The 18,406-nt window shown below is 41.9% G+C and carries 20 protein-coding genes; 15 read left to right on the top strand and 5 right to left on the bottom strand.

Annotation, left to right across the window (positions count from 1 at the left end):
* The first annotated feature begins 218 nt into the window (after positions 1-218).
* Complete coding sequence (locus tag R8P61_20930) at positions 219-644, top strand: T9SS type A sorting domain-containing protein (GenBank protein MDW3649548.1); 426 nt, start codon at positions 219-221, stop codon at positions 642-644.
* Here the strand turns inward: R8P61_20930 and R8P61_20925 are convergent.
* On the bottom strand, positions 633-2,123 hold the full coding sequence (locus R8P61_20925) for a hypothetical protein (GenBank protein MDW3649547.1): 1,491 nt from the start codon (positions 2,121-2,123) through the stop codon (positions 633-635). The two genes, R8P61_20930 and R8P61_20925, sit on opposite strands and share 12 nt — an antisense overlap.
* Before the next feature lie 582 nt (positions 2,124-2,705).
* Here R8P61_20925 and ggt point away from each other — a divergent pair.
* Complete coding sequence (gene ggt / locus R8P61_20920) at positions 2,706-4,295, top strand: gamma-glutamyltransferase (protein MDW3649546.1); 1,590 nt, start codon at positions 2,706-2,708, stop codon at positions 4,293-4,295.
* On the opposite strand, the gene R8P61_20915 is transcribed toward ggt, so the two are convergent.
* The 3 genes from R8P61_20915 to fmt all read right to left on the bottom strand — a co-directional run bounded on the left by R8P61_20915 (position 4,292) and on the right by fmt (position 6,330).
* Entirely contained in the window at positions 4,292-4,852 is a 561-nt protein-coding gene (locus R8P61_20915; GenBank protein ID MDW3649545.1) for a DNA-3-methyladenine glycosylase I, read from the bottom strand. The genes ggt and R8P61_20915 overlap by 4 nt on opposite strands.
* A gap of 96 nt (positions 4,853-4,948) precedes the next feature.
* Entirely contained in the window at positions 4,949-5,410 is a 462-nt protein-coding gene (locus R8P61_20910) for a hypothetical protein (GenBank protein MDW3649544.1), read from the bottom strand.
* The gene (gene fmt, locus R8P61_20905; GenBank protein MDW3649543.1) at positions 5,407-6,330 is read right to left on the bottom strand and encodes a methionyl-tRNA formyltransferase; all 924 of its coding nucleotides are present in this window, start codon (positions 6,328-6,330) and stop codon (positions 5,407-5,409) included. The genes R8P61_20910 and fmt overlap by 4 nt, the downstream gene beginning before the upstream one ends.
* Positions 6,331-6,523: 193 nt before the next feature.
* Here fmt and R8P61_20900 point away from each other — a divergent pair, with 193 nt between their 5' ends.
* The 13 genes from R8P61_20900 (at position 6,524) to R8P61_20840 (ending at position 17,448) form a co-directional block, all read left to right on the top strand.
* On the top strand, positions 6,524-7,126 hold the full coding sequence (locus R8P61_20900) for a helix-turn-helix domain-containing protein (protein MDW3649542.1): 603 nt from the start codon (positions 6,524-6,526) through the stop codon (positions 7,124-7,126).
* 36 nt (positions 7,127-7,162) lie between these two features.
* Entirely contained in the window at positions 7,163-8,482 is a 1,320-nt protein-coding gene (locus tag R8P61_20895; protein MDW3649541.1) for a TolC family protein, read from the top strand.
* Between the two features lie 31 nt (positions 8,483-8,513).
* Positions 8,514-9,437 (top strand): HlyD family efflux transporter periplasmic adaptor subunit, encoded by a 924-nt coding sequence (locus R8P61_20890; GenBank protein MDW3649540.1) that lies wholly within the window; start codon positions 8,514-8,516, stop codon positions 9,435-9,437.
* A 2-nt stretch (positions 9,438-9,439) separates the two neighbouring features.
* A complete protein-coding gene (locus R8P61_20885) occupies positions 9,440-10,339 on the top strand; it encodes an ABC transporter ATP-binding protein (GenBank protein MDW3649539.1) in 900 nt (299 codons plus the stop codon).
* Between the two features lie 4 nt (positions 10,340-10,343).
* Complete coding sequence (locus R8P61_20880) at positions 10,344-11,078, top strand: ABC transporter ATP-binding protein (protein ID MDW3649538.1); 735 nt, start codon at positions 10,344-10,346, stop codon at positions 11,076-11,078.
* A 4-nt stretch (positions 11,079-11,082) separates the two neighbouring features.
* On the top strand, positions 11,083-12,192 hold the full coding sequence (locus tag R8P61_20875; GenBank protein ID MDW3649537.1) for an ABC transporter permease: 1,110 nt from the start codon (positions 11,083-11,085) through the stop codon (positions 12,190-12,192).
* 7 nt (positions 12,193-12,199) lie between these two features.
* Positions 12,200-13,318, top strand: coding sequence for an ABC transporter permease (locus R8P61_20870; protein MDW3649536.1), 1,119 nt, complete (start codon positions 12,200-12,202; stop codon positions 13,316-13,318).
* Positions 13,319-13,677: 359 nt separating this feature from the next.
* On the top strand, positions 13,678-14,487 hold the full coding sequence (locus R8P61_20865) for a hypothetical protein (GenBank protein ID MDW3649535.1): 810 nt from the start codon (positions 13,678-13,680) through the stop codon (positions 14,485-14,487).
* A gap of 163 nt (positions 14,488-14,650) precedes the next feature.
* A complete protein-coding gene (locus tag R8P61_20860; GenBank protein MDW3649534.1) occupies positions 14,651-14,974 on the top strand; it encodes a DUF6787 family protein in 324 nt (107 codons plus the stop codon).
* A gap of 27 nt (positions 14,975-15,001) precedes the next feature.
* Positions 15,002-15,382, top strand: a complete 381-nt coding sequence (locus tag R8P61_20855; GenBank protein ID MDW3649533.1) for a RidA family protein — start codon at positions 15,002-15,004, stop codon at positions 15,380-15,382.
* Positions 15,383-15,630: 248 nt separating this feature from the next.
* Positions 15,631-16,176, top strand: a complete 546-nt coding sequence (locus R8P61_20850; GenBank protein ID MDW3649532.1) for a hypothetical protein — start codon at positions 15,631-15,633, stop codon at positions 16,174-16,176.
* A gap of 90 nt (positions 16,177-16,266) precedes the next feature.
* Positions 16,267-16,758, top strand: a complete 492-nt coding sequence (locus tag R8P61_20845; GenBank protein ID MDW3649531.1) for a PaaI family thioesterase — start codon at positions 16,267-16,269, stop codon at positions 16,756-16,758.
* Positions 16,759-16,791: 33 nt separating this feature from the next.
* A complete protein-coding gene (locus R8P61_20840; protein MDW3649530.1) occupies positions 16,792-17,448 on the top strand; it encodes an ABC transporter ATP-binding protein in 657 nt (218 codons plus the stop codon).
* A 129-nt stretch (positions 17,449-17,577) separates the two neighbouring features.
* On the opposite strand, the gene R8P61_20835 is transcribed toward R8P61_20840, so the two are convergent.
* Entirely contained in the window at positions 17,578-18,396 is an 819-nt protein-coding gene (locus tag R8P61_20835) for a mechanosensitive ion channel (GenBank protein ID MDW3649529.1), read from the bottom strand.
* Positions 18,397-18,406: the final 10 nt, after the last annotated feature.

The raw sequence follows: 18,406 nt of genomic DNA, 5'->3' as shown, positions 1-18,406 counted from the left end.
ACAAAGCTGATGATGATTGCCCGTGGGAGTATTTCTCTCACGGGTTTATTTTGTTGTGACATTTTTGTGTTGTTTCGTATTTGTCAATTATTCTTGTCAAGTCGATTTTCGATTGGATTTGTCAACAATTACGATTATTCGGACTTGATGTAAGAGGATACGGAAATAGCTTGCATACGACATCAAAACAATAGATCGACAACAAAATAATATATCTCATGCAATCAAGAACTAATACTTTCAACCCTGCAGCTAAAGCAATATTTAAACTTACGATCCTGGCGAGCTTAATCCTGGGAATGATAACTTTTACTGCAAGTCAGGCTTCGGCACAAATGACCCTGGAATGGGAAGACATCAATTTCGCCCCTTCAACTACAAATTCAACTCACTCTTTCCTTTCTCAAAATAAAGGACCCAATATTTCTATTAGCCCTAATCCCGTTCAGAACTATGCAAGGATTCAAAAGGAGGCAGGGACTGATTTGATTAAAATAGATATTGTAGATATGCAAGGCACTATACATTTCAGCGGGAATTTTAACGGAAGTTTTCTTTTCATTCCTCAACTTGATGCAGGCCTGTATAGCTTCAGGATATACACTAATAAAGGTGTAAGTGCGGAATTGGTATCAGTTAGTTGATAATAGCTTACTACTTGGCAATCGTTCATCGATTTTTTCGATCAACCAGTTCTTTTCGAATATTCTGGGAGTTTTCTCTACAGCTTTCTTCAACTTGAGGTAATCTTCAAAAGTATAGGCATTGACGAGGCGGTTGAAAAATCTCAAGTGGAGCATAAAGGAATTATATACACCTGAAGGGAGATCTTTTTTCATATGAACCTGGATATACCTTTTTAATGATCGGATGGCTGTAGGGAGATAGGTAAACTCTTTCATCTCATATCGTGCCATTAGGGCGAGAAGTCGGCCCTGGGCATTGAAACCTGGATTGAAATAGGCTTGTCCACCCAAACTGCCTTCAACTTTTTCGAATTGGCCAATGGTGAAGAAATAGAAGGCTTTGTTGAAACGATAAGCATCTTCCTGATCTTTACGAGGTAAATAAAATTTCAAATCTTCCAGATAGTGCTTTGCCTTGATAATCTGCTCATTACGTTCTGTGCCATCCATTTTTTTAGCCAGGATCAGGTTGGTAGATATGATATTTTTATAAGCACCACTGGGAAGTACGCCATTGATTAGTATGAGTTCTTTTTGGAGTCCCCATTCAATCAATTGAGCATACTGTTCATAATAAATACGTTCTCGCGTCCTGCTGGCTTTTCTAGCCGTATGATTTGAGGCTGCAACATATAAGAATCTTAAAGTTTCACTATTAATTTTTTGTGCGTATGATTTAAGAGAATTAAAATAAATAGGAAAATTATCAGACTTTCCTGTAAGGAGTTCAAATAGCAAGGTATAAATGTGTAACAAAGGTTCCTGTGCATACTTAGGATGTTTTTTTAATTGATTAAAAAAATAATCTGCAGGTACGACAGGGGTTGGAGCTGATGCTGGCTGGAAAAGTTGAAAAATCATCATATTAGCCTGTTCAGTAAGTCTCCACTTATCAAATGATTGGAAAAAATCGGATAACTCAAACTTAACTTGTGAACCAATCTTAGCCTTATTCTTTTGAAACTCTCGGTCAAACAAGGTATGATCTCTAAAGAATTTTTCATCCCGTATGATTCGTCGATTCAACCTGGACTTGACCTTACGATAGATAGTCTGAAATAGCTGAAATGAATTTCTGAGGCCTAATTCCCGCAATAAGTGTAAATCTTTGGATGTACGGTCTTTCCTAAAACCTTCAATGGCTAAAAACTCTTCGATCTGTCGAATGAGCTGCTCTGAAAGTTTGCGGAAACGACTATCATCAAAATCTTCACCGGGATAGATCTTGTACCAAAGTTTCTTCTCAATGCTGTATTTGCCCTCAGAAGACAAAGAAATTTCAGCTTTATCTAGGCATAGTAAATTTTGCCATAGCCGTTGAACGGAAATCTGGCGATCCTGTAACTCAAGGCCCAACCAGGCATCAAATTTGAGTTTTTCAGCAGGATTTAAGACCAGGAAATATTTCCAGATGCGTCTTTTAGCAAAATTTGACATGCCCCTTGTAAGATTTTGTCTAAAATTGTATAAATCTAAATTTAGACAAATTAGCGCTAATTCTCAAAAAATGTGTCTATAGGAAATTTTTTCGTAAATTTTAGCTTTAATCTATTTAGACAAAAGCGAAAAAAATGTCATTATTTTCTATTAATCATTAAGGATTTTTAACCTACACAATCATGGAATTGACAGAGGAAAACAAAAAGTATCCCCTGATCAGGAGGCGTTTTTACTTGGACTATAAGGTTTACCCCTTTGAAGAGTTCCCTCCAAACAGGGATGTAACCATTCACAGTATTCTTAGGTTAATGGCGCGGATCTCCCCGGTTCGCGTCTTTCTTTTTGTACGGATTTATTCTGTTCACTGTTTTTAGACTCTGATAAAATAAGCGGATTCCTTCTTATCTTGCCTTTCATTCTACATCTAGAGCTCAACAAAAATTCTATTAAAACGCTATGGCTTCTATCTACCGCTACCTTATCCTATCTACCTTATTTCTATTTGTATCCTGTAAAAAACTCTCAGATTCACAGGCTACAAAAACCCAGGCCGAAATTGGGCTCATTGCTGATAAAGCGATGGTAGTTTCTGCTCATCCACTAGCCTCTAAAGTTGGAGTAGATATTATGAAGCAAGGAGGCAATGCGATAGATGCAGCTATAGCTGTTCAATATGCGCTGGCAGTAGTTTATCCTACCGCTGGAAATATTGGTGGGGGAGGATTCATGGTAATCCGTAAAGCGGATGGAGAGGTGAATACCCTGGACTTTCGGGAAAAAGCACCTGCAGCAGCACATAGAGATATGTACCTGGATGGAAAGGGAGATGTAATTGCTGACCTCAGTTGGTTGGGACATTTGGCAGCTGGAGTTCCTGGATCTGTAAATGGTATGTTCAAGGCCCATGAGAAGTATGGATCCCTTCCCATGAAAGATTTGATTCAGCCCGCTATTGATCTTGCCGCAAATGGCTTTGATCTCACAGAGAAAGAGGCTAAAGGCTTGAATAGGGTGAAGGAACGCTTTGCGAAATACAATACCCAAACGAGCATATTTGAAGAAAAAGAGGAATGGAAAGCAGGGGAAAAAATAGTTATGTCTGATCTGGCTGCAACTCTGACTCGCATTCGCGATAAGGGGAATGCCGGTTTTTATGAAGGAGAAACGGCCAAACTGATTGTTGAGGAAATGCAAAGAGGAAACGGGATCATGACTCTGCAGGATTTGAAGGAGTATGAAGCCCTATGGAGAGAACCAATCCAGGGAGATTACAGAGGCTATGATATCATCAGTATGGCTCCTCCGTCCAGTGGAGGAATTGCTTTGCTACAGTTATTGGAGAGTGTAGAAAATTTTTCCCTTGGGAGTTATACTTATCATGGGACAAAAGCCACTCACCTGATCACAGAAGCAGAAAGAAGGGTCTATGCAGATCGGGCAACTCATCTGGGTGATAAAGATTTTTATCCTGTTCCTGTCGAAGGCCTCTTACAGGATCGTTATATCAGTTCTCGCATGGAGAATTTTGATCCAGAAGTAGCGAGTTCCAGTGATAGCATACATGCGGGTGCTCCTATGATTAGAGAGAGTGAGCAGACGACTCATTTTTCTGTAGTGGATGCGGAAGGGAATGCCGTATCCGTTACCACTACCATAAATGGAGGATATGGTGCTTGTGTGATTGTGGGAGATGCAGGATTTATACTGAACAATGAGATGGACGACTTTAGTTCTAAACCGGGAGAACCCAATAAATATGGCCTGATTGGAGCAGAAGCCAATGCCATCGAACCTGGTAAGCGAATGTTGAGTTCTATGACACCTACCATTGTTGCAAAAGATGGGAAGCTTTTTATGGTAACTGGTACTCCTGGAGGATCGACCATCATTACCTCTGTATTTCAAAGTATCATCAATGTGATTGATTACGGTATGGGTATGCACGCATCTGTTGCCGCCCCACGTTTTCATCATCAATGGAAACCCAATCTCGTTTTTTATGAAGAAGGTGCCTTTAGTCCGGAAGCTTTACAGGAACTCGGAGAAATGGGCCATAGTATGCAGAAAAGAGGAGGGATAGGGCGTTTGGATGCAATCCTGGTTCTTCCAGATGGTCGTCTGGAAGGTGGGGCAGATCCTCGTGGGGATGATAGTGCGCAGGGATTCTAGGAATTTCTCCTCCAGCAATAATCAAAGTGATCATCGACCATTCCACATGCCTGCATAAAAGCATAACAGATGGTTGATCCGACAAAGGTAAAGCCCCGTTTCTTGAGGGCTTTGCTCATGGCATCTGATTCTGGACTCGTAGCTATGGCCTCTTCCATTCCTTTGAAGGAATTGACGATGGTCTTTCCTTCGGTAAACTGCCAGATATAGTCATTGAAACTACCAAATTCTTCCAGAATGCCTAAATAGGCTTTTGCATTCTTGACTACACCTCGCACCTTTAATTTATTGCGAATGATTCCGGGATTTTGAAGCAATTCCTGAATCTTTGCCTCATCATATTGGATAATCTTTTGGGGATCAAAATTGTCAAAAGCCTTGCGGTAGTTTTCCCTTTTTACCAAAACTGTATACCAACTCAATCCCGCCTGAGCACCTTCCAGATTGATCATCTCAAATAGTTTCTGATCATCATGTTCGGGGATGCCCCATTCATTGTCATGATAATCCATGTAGAGTTGGTCCTTTGTGCACCAGGAACAGCGTTGTTTTTCCATATGAGGAGAGTGTTTGTGTGTTAGAGTTTTAGCGAGAGAGTGTTCCGGTGTAAATAATAATACACTAACACCCTAAAACCCAAATACGCTTGCAGCTTAGATCGTCTTCGCAATAAAATAGTTATAGATTAAATCGAACTCCTCCCAATTATCCCGACGGAGGGTGATGATCTGATCGTGCAAGGTGAAGGACATTTTGTTTTGCTCCGGATCCAAATGCGCATTGGCATAAATCAGGGGAAAAGCTGTGGGCTCTTTGTCCTTGGAGAAAAGCATATCATAAACAGAAATGGCAGAGAAATGATCCTTGAGGAAAAAGAGCTCGGCGTAGCTTCTTTTCATGCTGCCATAAGCCAGCAAATTTCCCAATGCCAGGGCTATCACCTCCCCGATTACCACGAAGTAAAGCATATTGCCTTCATAAGGTCCATAGAGCTTGAGCAAGACTCCCAGAATAATGATCAGGTTGATGCCTGCATAGTATTGCATAGCATATTCCTGCATGACCATTACGCCATTGCTGGTTCTGGGATAGTGTTTACTTCTAAAATTTGTCATGATACAGCCTCGAATTCTTGTTTATATCCTCGCAGGAAATCTTCGGTTTTCATCCGTTTCTTCCCTTCCAATTGAAGTTCTTTAATTTCCAGTAATCCATCCGCACAGGAAATGAAGAGTTTGTTTTCTTGTACGTGAATACTTCCCGGAAGATTTCCTCCATGAAGATGGGCGATTTCTGCCTTGTAAATCTTCAACACTTTTTCTCCCAGTTTTGTCCAGGATGTTGGATAGGGAGATAGACCTCGGATGAAATTATTTACTTTATAAGCCTCTCGATTCCAGTCTATGCGACAATCCTCTTTGAAGATTTTAGGTGCATGATTTTGAAACAGGCTATCATCCTGGGCTTTGGCCTCGATAGTACCGGCTTCCAATGCCTCTACCGTTTCTAAAACCAGTTCGGCACCCTTGACCATTAATTCATCATGCAAATCTCCAGCCGTCCAATCCTCAGGTATATCTATTTCTCTTTGTAGCAAAAGATTACCCGTATCAATTTTCTTGTCGATGAAAAAAGTGGTAGCTCCCGTCTTTTCTTCCCCATTCATGATGGCCCAATTGATAGGAGCTGCTCCCCGATAATCAGGGAGGAGGGAAGCATGTAAATTAAAGGTGCCAATGCTGGGAATGCTCCACACCATTTCCGGTAACATTCGAAAAGCCACTACAACCATAAGATCTGGTTTTAGTTCGCTCAATGCATGTATGAACTCCGGATCACGAAGTTTGCCAGGCTGCAAAACCTTTATTTCTTCTTGTTCTGCATACTGCTTTACGGCCGACTTTCGGATCTTTCTACCTCTACCCGCAGGCTTATCTTCTGCTGTGACTACAGCCACTACCTCATGCCCATTTTTATGCAAAATGTCCAATGAGGGAACAGAAAACTCAGGGGTGCCCATGAAAATGATTCGCATGGATGCAAAGGTAAAGAAATTTTGGACGTGAGGAAGTGTTATGGTGTTGTTGTGTTATAGTTTAGCCCAGATAAAAACGAACTACAATACTAAAACACTACAACACATTACTACTTTTTTAAGAAAAACTTGAACTTCCCTGATTCTTTTCCGTAATTGATTTAACCAGTTGGTTAAACCGTTTGACTAAAGTATGGGAGAGACTGAGTTAAGTATAATTGAGGCAGCAAAAAAGATCTTTGTTCAAAAAGGATTTGCAGCTGCGAGAATGCAAGAGATTGCGGATGAGGCTGGAATCAACAAAGCTCTTTTACATTATTATTTCAGGTCCAAGGATAAACTATATCGGGTGATCGTTTCCGAAACCATTGGGATGGTACTCCCTCGTTTGGCGGAAGCGATTAATTTTGATGGATCGGTAGAGGAAAAGATTAATATGATTGTCGAGACCTATATCGATACCATAACTGAAAATCCTCATATGCCAACTTTTATGATGATGGAGCTGGCACAGAAACGTGTAGGATTCATAGAAGAGATTAAAAAAAATACCTCAACGCTTCCAAATTTTCAGGATTTCTTTATGAAGGTGATGATGGAAGGGAATGAGGGGAAGATTCGAAAGGTGAATCCCATTCATCTACTCATCAATACCCTGGCGATGTGCATCTTTCCATTTTTGATTCGACCGATATTTACTGTGGTAGTAGAAGTGCCTGATGAGCAGTTTGACCACGTATTAACTGAGAGAAAAGAGGAGGTAAAAAGCTTCATTCGCAATTCTCTGCGACCTTAAATTTTTTTTGCCTCAAATTTAACCAAATGGTTAAACATGAAAATTAAACTATTGAGACAACATAAATTCCATAGCTATATGAAACATGCATTTTTAGCCTTATGCATATTGATTTTCCATCTTGAGCTATTTCCCCAGGCGCGGAAAAGTTTGAGTCTGGAAGATGCATATAAGGCTTTTGAAGCTCATTATCCCATTTTGGGAAGCGATTCTTTATTGGATCGCATTTACAAAAAGGAATTGGAAAAATTGAGTCTGGACAGGCGCCCGGATCTCTATTTGCAAGCAGAGGCCAGAATCCAGACCGAAACAGTTTCTTTTCCGGAAGATGCGGGATTGCCTTTATCCATTGACCTTCCTCTTTATTCTTTTAAGCCCTTTCTGGAGCTGAATTATGCGCTTTATGATGGTGGCTTGAATAGCGCTAAGATTGAAGAAAAGAAAGCGGCCTGGGAAGTAGAGAAAAAATCTTTGGAAGTAGAAAGCTACGGTCTCCGAAAAAGGATCAATCAATTGTTTGTGGGGATTGCCCTTTATAAGGCACAAGCAGATTTATTGAAGATAAGTCAGACAGATTTGTTGGAAAGAAGGCGAGTCCTGGAAGCCGGCCAGCAAAGTGGAGTAGTCTTGGAAAGCGAGGTATCCAAACTGCGGGTGAGAGAATTGGAACTTGAAGCCCAGGCAAAGTCCTTGCAATTTAGTATACAAGGAAGCCTCAATTCCCTCGCTGATCTCACCGGTCTTGAGTTGGATCTTGAAGTTGAGCTTGCCTTGCCCCAATATCATAACCTGAATGCTCTCCCGCAGACAAATCGACCAGAGCAAGAACTATTCTTATTGCAACAAAATTCCCTGATGAGTAAGGAAGGACTTTTGGAGGCACAACATCGCCCACGAGTTCAACTATTTGCCCAGGGGGGAGGTGGAGTTCCCAATCCTCTCAATTTCTTCGATAATAATTTTTCCCCTTATGGGATTGCAGGCATCAGTTTTCAGTGGAAACTCAGTGATAAAAAACAACTCAGGCATGATCGGGAAATTTTATTTCTAAGGTCTCAGCAAATTCAAAAGCAGAAGGAAACTTTTGACTTTAATGTAGAATCCAGCAATGCCCATTACCTCTCGCGGGTAGAAAATCTGGATGCCCAGATCCAGCAGGATGGAGAAATCGCCAAACTTCAGGCTGAGATTCTTACCCAACTCGCCACTCAGCTGGAGAATGGCATCATCACTTCCGCGGATTACCTCATTCAATCCAATGCAGAATTGAGGGCCCGGCAAAACCTGGAATTACATAAGATTCAACTCATACAAGTTCAACTGGATTTCCTTACAGAAAGAGGAGCCAATCGCTAATTTATTTAAGAAAATCGAAGCTATATATATCATGAAATCTTTTCCATATCTCATACTCATTTTCCTTTTCATCGCCTGTGAGGGAGAAGAAAGGCGATCCGACGCTTACGGCAATTTCGAAGCTGATATTGTCACCGTAAGTGCGGAAACAGCCGGAAAACTTCTGACTTTATCTGTAGAAGAAGGGGCTCGTTTAACAGCAGGGGAAAAAGTGGCCCTGATTGATACCACAGCCCTTTACCTCCAGAAGCTGCAGTTATTGGCTAACATCCGAAGCCTTTCCAGCAAGACGTTGAAAGTTGAACCGGAAATCAAGGTATTATTAGATCGAAGGAGTAATCTCGAAAGAGAAAAAAATCGAGTAGAAGAACTTCTCAAAAACAAAGCAGCCACGCCCAAGCAGTTGGATGATTTGAACGGAGAACTGAAAGTCATTGACCAACAAATTGCTGCAAGTCGGCAAAATGCAAAAAATACCAATGCAGGCATCCTGTCAGGAGCTGATCCTATCCGGGCTCAGATTGCCCTGATTGAAGAGCAGATTTCCCGCTCCCAGATCAAAAACCCTATCGATGGAACGGTTCTCAATAAATTGGCAGAAGGTTCAGAAGTCGTGGGCATGGGGAGTCCATTGTATCGCATTGCGAGCCTGGATCCACTTATTCTTCATGCCTATGCATCCAGTACAGATTTGCAAAATGCGAGTTTGGGCCAGGAAGTTGAAGTCTTGATCGATGAAGGTGCGGAAGGCTTTCGGCCTTTGAAAGGAAGCCTGAGTTGGATATCTGCTCAAGCGGAATTTACTCCGAAAACCATACAGACCAAAGAAGAGAGGGTCAGCCTGGTTTATGCGTTGAAAGTACGGGTGCCTAATCCAGACGGAAAATTGAAAATAGGTATGCCTGCAGAGGTGAATTTTGCTGGACTTGGCCTAAGTGAATCTTCTGATAAATAGACATGAGCGATATCATAATCAAAAATATCGGGAAGTCATATGAGGAAGTAGAGGCCCTCAAAGACATATCTTTTGAGGTGGAAGAGGGGGAACTCTTTGGACTCATTGGACCGGATGGAGCGGGAAAAACCAGCCTGTTTCGCATACTGACTTCCCTTCTTATTCCAGATGAAGGAGATGCAGAAGTCTGTGGATATCATACGGTAAGGGACTATAAACAGATTCGAAAAATCATTGGCTATATGCCGGGGCGTTTTTCTCTTTACCAGGATTTATCGGTTGAAGAGAATCTGACTTTCTTTGCCACCATTTTTGGTACTACGATTCAGGAGAACTATTCCCTGATCGAGGATATCTATGTGCAAATCGAGCCCTTTAAAAAGCGAAAAGCCGGTAAACTCTCTGGCGGAATGAAGCAGAAACTGGCCCTTTGTTGTGCACTTATCCATAAACCGAAAGTACTGTTTCTCGATGAACCTACTACAGGAGTAGATGCGGTTAGTCGGGATGAATTTTGGGCCATGCTCAAAAGACTCAAGGCGCAGGGAATTAGTATTCTCGTAAGTACTCCCTATATGGATGAAGCCTCCCTTTGCGATCGTATAGCTCTCATCCAAAATGGAAACATTCTCGCCATCGAAAGTCCTGAGAATATCATCGGTGGATATAGCAAGCATCTGTACGAAGTCAAGAGCGATCAGTTTTATCAATTGCTCCAGGATCTCCGCGCTTCAGGATTCGGAGAACGGATTGAGGCTTTTGGGGAATACCTGCATATGAGCAGTGTAAATCCCATTGACCAGTCGCGTGTACGCGAATTTTTAGAGGATAAAGGGCATCGCGAAGTACAGCTGCGCGAAGCTCAGGCTAATATTGAAGATGTGTTTTTAGACTTGATGTAAAACAATGGAACAAACAACAGCAATAGAAATCAGGGAGCTGACGAAGAAATTCGGAGATTTTATCGCCGTAGATGCGATCAATCTGAAAGTATCCAAAGGCGAGATCTTTGGTTTTCTGGGAGCAAATGGAGCGGGAAAGACAACGGCTATCCGGATGTTGACGGGCCTGAGTACGCCTAGTTCGGGAGAAGCCAATATTGCAGGATTTGATGTGTACAAAGAACGGGATTCGATCAAAGAAAATATCGGCTATATGTCTCAGAAATTTAGCCTCTATGGAGATTTAAGTATCCGACAGAATATCCGATTTTATGGGGGCATCTATGGACTGAATCGAAAGCAAATTCAAGAGAAGACGACGCAAATTCTGGAAGAACTTCAATTGGAGGAATATGCAGATAAAGTAGTGGATGAGTTGCCTCTGGGATGGAAGCAAAGACTGGCCTTTGCTGTTTCCAATGTTCATGATCCTGCCATTGTATTTCTGGACGAACCCACAGGGGGAGTTGACCCGGTTACCCGCAGGCAATTTTGGGAAATGATTTATGCCTCAGCGGCCAGGGGAGTTACCATATTTGTTACCACTCACTATATGGATGAAGCCGAATACTGTGATCGGATCTGCATCATGGTAGCTGGGAAGATAGAAGCACTGGGGTCCCCTTATGAACTCAAACAAAGATTTGATACGGATAATATGGATGAGGTTTTTCTAAAACTGGTCCGAACCCAAAACTAATCCTATGTACAAGATATTTGTTGCCTTTGTTAAAAAGGAATTCTACCACATCCTCCGAGACAGAAGAACCCTTATCATTCTTTTCGGAATTCCTATAGCGCTGGTGCTCATCTTTGGCTATACAGTTACCAATGAATTTAAAGGAGCTTCTATCGCCATTTTAGATCAGGCACATGATGAGTTGAGTCGTGAATATATGCTGCATCTTCAAGCTTCCGGTCATTTTGAGATTGTAGGCAATGCTTATAGTTATGAAGAGATTGAAGAAAGTTTCAAATCCGGAGAGGTGAAAATGACCATAGTGATTCCCCCTGATTTCGGGCAGGATTTTTACCGGGGAGAAAAGACAAAGGTTCAATTCCTTGCAGATGCTTCTGAACCCAATTATGCTTCTACACTGATCAACTACGCCAGCCAGATGACCCGAAAGTTCCAAATGGAAAAAAGGGGAAATCAGAAAAGACCTTTCCAAATCAACATAGAAAGTCGGATGATCTACAATCCGCGCCTGGAAAGTGCATATAACTTTATTCCGGGTGTAGTGGCGCTGATTCTGATGTTGATTTCGGCTATGATGACTTCTTTGACCATAGCCAGAGAAAAGGAATTAGGAACTATGGATTTATTGCTGGTGAGTCCTTTGCCACCGCTGATCATCATTTTGGGGAAAGTTACCCCCTATATCATCTTGTCTTTTCTTAATGCTCTGATGATCCTGGCAATGGGATACTTTGTCTTTGATGTGCCTATCTATGGCAATGTCTTTTTGCTCATGGGCTTGTGCATCCTGTATCTGACAACAGCCCTTGCACTGGGAGTCCTTATTTCTACCAAGGCCCCAACCCAACAAGCCGCTATGATGGGATCCTTGTTTAGCCTTATGCTACCGACTATGCTTTTGTCGGGATTTCTTTTTCCTATATCCAGTATGCCGGCATTATTGCAAGCCATTTCTACGATCATCCCAGCAACTTATTTCATAGAAATTTTGAAGGCCATCATGCTCAAAGGAGTAGGTATGGAGGTCATCTGGTTTCCAACTATCATTCTCTTTCTGATGACTTTCTTCCTGCTAGGTGTAGCATGGAAAAACTTTGAAGTAGTAAGCAAATAAGGTAATTATGAAACGACTCTTATTTATCATACAAAAGGAGTTTATCCAGATATTCAGAAACAAGGCCATTTTACCGCTGATTACAGTTGCTCCTATTATGCAATTGATTCTGCTGTCCTATGCTGCCAGCAATGAGGTAAAAAATGTCAATCTTGCCATCGTGGATCAGGACCTTTCTTCTTATTCGAGGAGATTGGTCAACAAGATTCGGATTTCAGATCGCTTCAGTATTATCGATGCCAGTTATACAGAATCTCATGTATTGGCTTTGATGGAGAGTGGGGAAGTAGACATCATTCTGCAATTTCCTCCAAATTTTGAAACAGAATTTCTCAAAGGAGAAGATATTTCTCTCCGCATCCAGGTCAATGCCATTAATGGGCAGGGAGCTACGATTGGCTTCTCCTACCTAAATAATATCATCCAATCCTTTAATCAGGAAATACAGGGAGAGGTGAAAGGTATGCCCAGGAAGATTAAGCAGGGAGGAATAGAAATCGAGCATTCCTATTGGTACAATTCGGAGCTTAACTTCCAACACTTTATGGTTCCGGGGATTTTGGGTGAATTGGTAACCATACTGGTCATGTTGTTGACGGCTATGAATGTAGTCAGAGAACGGGAGATCGGGACTATCGAACAGATCAATGTTACACCCATCCGGAACTGGCAATTTATTTTGGGGAAAATGGTCCCCTTTCTGATTATCGGAATGGTCCTCCTGACAGTAGGTTTGATCGCGGGTAAACTTATTTTTGACGTACCCATGCGAGGCAATCTGGCTTTGGTATTTGCCTTCTGTGCGCTCAATCTTACAGCTGTCCTGGGACTGGGGCTCTTTATCTCTAATTTGGTAGATACCCAGCAACAGGCCATGTTCGTAGCCTTCTTTTTCGTAATAATCTTTATCCTGATGAGCGGACTCTTCACGCCTATCGAAAGTATGCCTGAATGGGCCCAATACCTGACCCTCCCCAATCCTATTGCTCATTTTGTGGAGGTGATGCGGAAAGTTTTGCTGAAAGGCAGCGATTTCGCAGACGTAATGTTCAATTTCCGCGCAACAGTGGTCTTGAGCATAGTCTTCAATACCCTGGCAGTGATGTCATATAGGAAGGTGGATTGAATAAGGTGTTCAGGTGTTCTTGTGTTTAAGCGGTTTATTTCAGAACACCAGAACACTTCCCTACGGTTTTCCTCCTAATCTTTACAGAATACCCTTAGATATGACTCATATCTCCTCTTAGTCCTTCAAAAACCCCTATATTTCCCATGTTCGGTAGATTTATCGCTGAAAATTGCGATTGATTTACTATTTGACACTCCTTCCAAAAGTTTTCTCAGCCATTTAAGGTGGGACCCATATTTATCTATGCCTGCGCTGTCTATTTGAAAAAGAGAGGGTGAGAAGAACTTTGCTTCATTCTCTGCCTAACGTCGGGCTAAAAATTGTAAGTCTAATTAACCTTTAAAATACTGTTTATTATGAATGTTTCTTTTGGAACAAAAATCGGACTAAGTCTGGTCTTCGCTTTATTACTTTCTGTTACGCTGACTTATGCTCAGGATGACGAGCCTACCTATGTGGTTATTGACTATATGAAGGTTGATCCCGAAATGGAATCAGAGTATCTCAAAGTTGAGAAAGTGTGGAAAAAGATTCATGCCGCCAGAATTAAGGCTGGCAAGCTGGAATATTGGGAATTGAGCCGCTTAATTTCTCCTTATGGTACAGCCCATGAATACAACTATAAAACTGCCAACATTTACAAGGGAGATAAAATGCTTGCCGATCACTTTACGGGCTCTATGTCTGATTTATCTGATATCCTCACGGAAGAAGAGATGAAGATTCTGAACAAGACAAATGCAGTCCGAGATCTAGTAAGAGAGGAAATTTATATTGTCGATCAGGAAATTTTCAGAGCAGGCGCGGACAACAGAATTACCGTGGACAATTATATGCAATTGCAAGAGGGAGCTAGCCTTGCGGATCATTCAAATTATGAAAAGAATGTCTGGTTTCCGGTTCATAAAGCGCGTATAGACGATGGCAATATGGGCGGATGGGCCAATTTGAATCTGATGATGCCGCAGGGAGCTGATAAAGAATATCATGCAATTACGGTAGATTTCTATGAGAGCCTGGATCAATACATGCTGCCCTGGTTCGAGAAGTATTTTGCCAAAGTTCATCCTGGTAAAGATTTGGGGAAAATGAGTGATGAAATGGATAAAATCTGGATTCGTCAGAAAGTAGATGTCCAGATGCGAGTAGATTATGTTAGCAACTAAAGAATAAGAAAGTAAACAATTGATAAATGGCTGCCTTCCTTATGGGAGGTGGCCATTTATGTTCCCTGGAAAAATTTCAATTGCCAGAACACCCGAACACCAGAACACATCACATTTCCCCTTTGTCCCCATCGTCCTTTTTTCGATATTTGAAACCTGACAAATGTCGATGAAAGAAACAGAACCCAATAAACTGCCGGAAGAAGGAGGAAAAGTGGAAAAACCCAAAGGCTGGGATTATGTTATCATCCTTACTGTTTTTGCCTTGACTGGTACGACAGCCGCTGTAGTTCCACGCTATCTGATGCCATATACGGGCCTGGAAAAGGGATTTTTGTATTACCTGATCTATTTCATCGTCATTACCCCCATCTACATCGTTTTGCTCCGTATCTATTCTTTTCTTTTTGGGAAAGCAGCCTATTTCCGTGTAGTTGAAAAGAGGATTTTCGGAGGCTTTACGAAATGGTTCAGGAAATCTGAGTAAAAATATTCATCCTAATATATTCCTCACGTGAAAGAAATTATAGAAACCTCAAATGCACCTGCTCCCATCGGCCCCTATAGCCAGGCTGTGAAAGTAGGGAATATGTATTTCCTCTCCGGTCAGATAGCCATCGACCCTGCAACAGGAAATATGATCACTGACAATCTGGAAGCCGAGACTCATCAGGTAATGAAAAATATTGGTGCCATACTGACTGATCAGGGATTGGATTATAGCCATATTGTAAAGACGAGTATCTTCTTGCAGAGCATGGGAGATTTTGGAGAAGTGAATGGAATCTATGGTTCTTATTTTAGCTCAGACTTCCCGGCCAGAGAGACTGTAGAAGTAGCGGGCTTGCCAAAAGGAGTGAATGTTGAGATCTCTGTAATTGCGGTTAAAGGTTAGAATTGCTCTCAGGGATTCTTATTTTCTTATGTTATAGATAGTACTGTAAATCGGACTAAATGCCGCTAATGGCTTTTTGTTCCAGATTTTCGAATAAAATAAAGGATACAGGAAGTGTAAGCTTCCTGTTTTTTTATGGATGAAATTGAGTTTTTGTCTGGAAATGCGGGGGTAAGCTCTGGCAAATAATGGGTTTTGAGATATTTCGAAATCTCGTCAAATTTGAATCATCAAATCAAACCTGTTGCATGAAAAAGTTAGTATTTTTTACTGTTTTACTTTCTATCCTGGCCTTTGCTTGTACCGATAATCCTCTCTTCAAAGTATCTATAGACATTCCTTACAATACGACCTATACGGTCAAAGCCTCTGATCAGGTAGAGGGTCAATTGATCCTCGAATCGGACGAAGGCAGTTATTCAAGCTTCCTTGCAAAAGTGCAGGAAGAAATGGATAACAATGGCATAGAAGCCAATTTCGAAGCAGACATCACTCATTTGGAGATCACGATCCCCGAAGAGGTAGAACTTGACTGGTCTGTTTTGGGAAATGTAAACATCGACTTCAGCGTCAATGGCGAAAGCAGTACGCTCTTGGATGAAGTGAGCTTTCCCTCAGAGAATAGCAAAATCATGAAAGTTGGTTTACCGGCCAGCGGAATTTCTATCAATGATTTTCTATCCTACGAAAGTGCTTCTATCAAAATCGTAGCTGACCTGGAAGAAAGTTTGGCCGATGACATTACGCTGACGATCTCTGCTGAGGTCAAAGTCAGTAGCCTTGACAAAGAATAATGATATAGCCTTTCCAATAATTTTGATTACCGTTTCTAGTTCTGACGCCCGGGGATTCCCCGGGCGTTTATTTTTTTATATTTTTGCGCCATGGAAAAAATCTATTTTCAAGACTATATGCCTGGTAATGTTTGTTTTGGCTGTGGGGCCGATAATCCTGAAGGCCTTCAGATCAAAAGTTACTGGGAAGGAGAGGAAGCTGTATGCATTTGGGATAGTCAGGAAAAATACAATGGTTGGAAAAACCTGCTAAATGGTGGGATACTGGCTACTCTGGTAGATTGCCATAGCATGGGAGCCGCAATGGCCTATGCCTATAAATCTGAAGATAGAGCTCTCGATACTATGCCTGAATATCGATATGCCACGGGTACCATCAATGTGCGCTACCTTAAGCCTACCCCGAATGACAAACCCATAGAGTTACGTGCGCAGATATTGGAAATGAAAGGTCGCAAGACGATCGTTGCCTGTCAGGTCTTTTGCGAGAGTATACAAACGGCCGAATGTGAAGTTGTCGCGATACGGGTTTTTGACAGTAGTCAGGCTCACGGGCATAAAAACAATGCTTTTGCAGGTTAGACTCATTTTTTCTCCCTATCTTCGTCCCTCCAAATGCTTGACGCTAAAGACATACATAAATCCTACGGCAAACTTTCTGTCCTAAAAGGGGTAAGCATTTCTCTCATGAGTGGAGAAGTTGTATCTCTGGTAGGTAGCTCCGGAGCAGGTAAAAGTACCTTGCTTCAGATCCTCGGTACCCTCGACAATATGGATTCGGGAGAACTCTTGTTTGAAGGAGTGGATGTAGCGAAAATGAGCAAAAAGCAGAAAGCCGCTTTCAGAAATGAAGAATTGGGCTTTGTTTTTCAGTTTCATCACCTTTTGCCGGAATTCACCGCAATGGAAAATGTCTGCATTCCAGGCTTTATTCATGGTACGGCTCAGGAGGAATTGGAAGAAAGAGGCAATATGTTGCTGACTCGTTTGGGTTTGGGCGAAAGACTGGATCATAAGCCCAGTGCCTTATCCGGGGGAGAGCAACAAAGAGTAGCAGTCGCCAGAGCATTAATCAATAAGCCTAAACTGATTCTTGCGGATGAGCCAAGTGGGAACCTGGATTCTCAAAATAGTCGTGATCTCTACAACATGATGTATGAGTTAGCCAAAACGACTGGAACCACCATTCTTCTCGCCACACACGATATGGATTTGGCAAGTAAGACCGATCGCACCCTGCGTATAGAGGACGGTCTGATCATTCAGAATTAAGGTATTAAAAGGATAAATTTCTCATACAAGCGAAGCTTGTCCTTGCGGGTCGGTATCTCCGAATAAGCAATCCCCTTGACTCTCATTTGAATCAAGGGGATTGCTTCTATTTCTGCGCAAGGACTTCTTTTATTGCTTATAGATCGTAACCTTCCCTTCCATCAATCTGCTCAAAGGAAATATGACTTCTTTATCTCCGGTATCGATGGTGATGGAGATATTATCCATGCGGGAGATGCTTCCTTTTATATTATCCAGTTCGATATTCTGCCCTATTTTGAAATTGTTAGGCGCATAAAAACTGCTGAGGATATTGGCGAGAACAGGACGAGCAGCATGTCCGTAGGCGATGGCAAAGCCGAGTAGCAAGCCACCCAAAATGATGTATTCGTTTGTTGTTAGGACCGCGACATCAATGCCGATTTGTCCAAAGGCCGTTACTACGACCACCATCATCAGGAGGAAGAAGACAATGCCACTGATAAATTTCCAGGCAGATATTCCGAAGGATTTGCAGGCATTGGCTACCAACTCGCGGACTGCGCCAGCCAGATAGAAACCAACGGCTAATATGATAAATGCAGTAAGGAGATCGGGAATGAAGGCGATCAGTTTGGCGATTTGCTGGGTAAGAATCTCCAGACCCAAAAATTCAGTTGCACTGAGCACAAAGATCAGCATGAGGGTCCAGTAGACAAATTTCTTGATGATCACTACCGGCTTTAATTTTATGCCAGAGTCCTTAAATGCTGCAGTAGCATTTAGTTTGTCCCCTAATTTTTCCAGTCCCAGTCGAGTGAGTACTCTGGAAGTTACCGAAGCAGCGATTTTGGAGATCAGCCAGCCAAGTAGAAGGATAAGGGTAGCAGGGATTAATCTAAATAAACCAGCGCTAAGTTGTTCAAAGACAGTGTTAAAGGAGTTCGTTAGTGATTCAAGTAAATTCATGGGCTTTCTA

It is taken from the genome of Bacteroidia bacterium, from assembly GCA_033391075.1.
Classification (GTDB): domain Bacteria; phylum Bacteroidota; class Bacteroidia; order J057; family J057; genus JAWPMV01.
The sequence above is the reverse complement of the archived record's forward strand: the minus strand, read 5'-3'. Positions and strand labels throughout refer to the sequence as shown.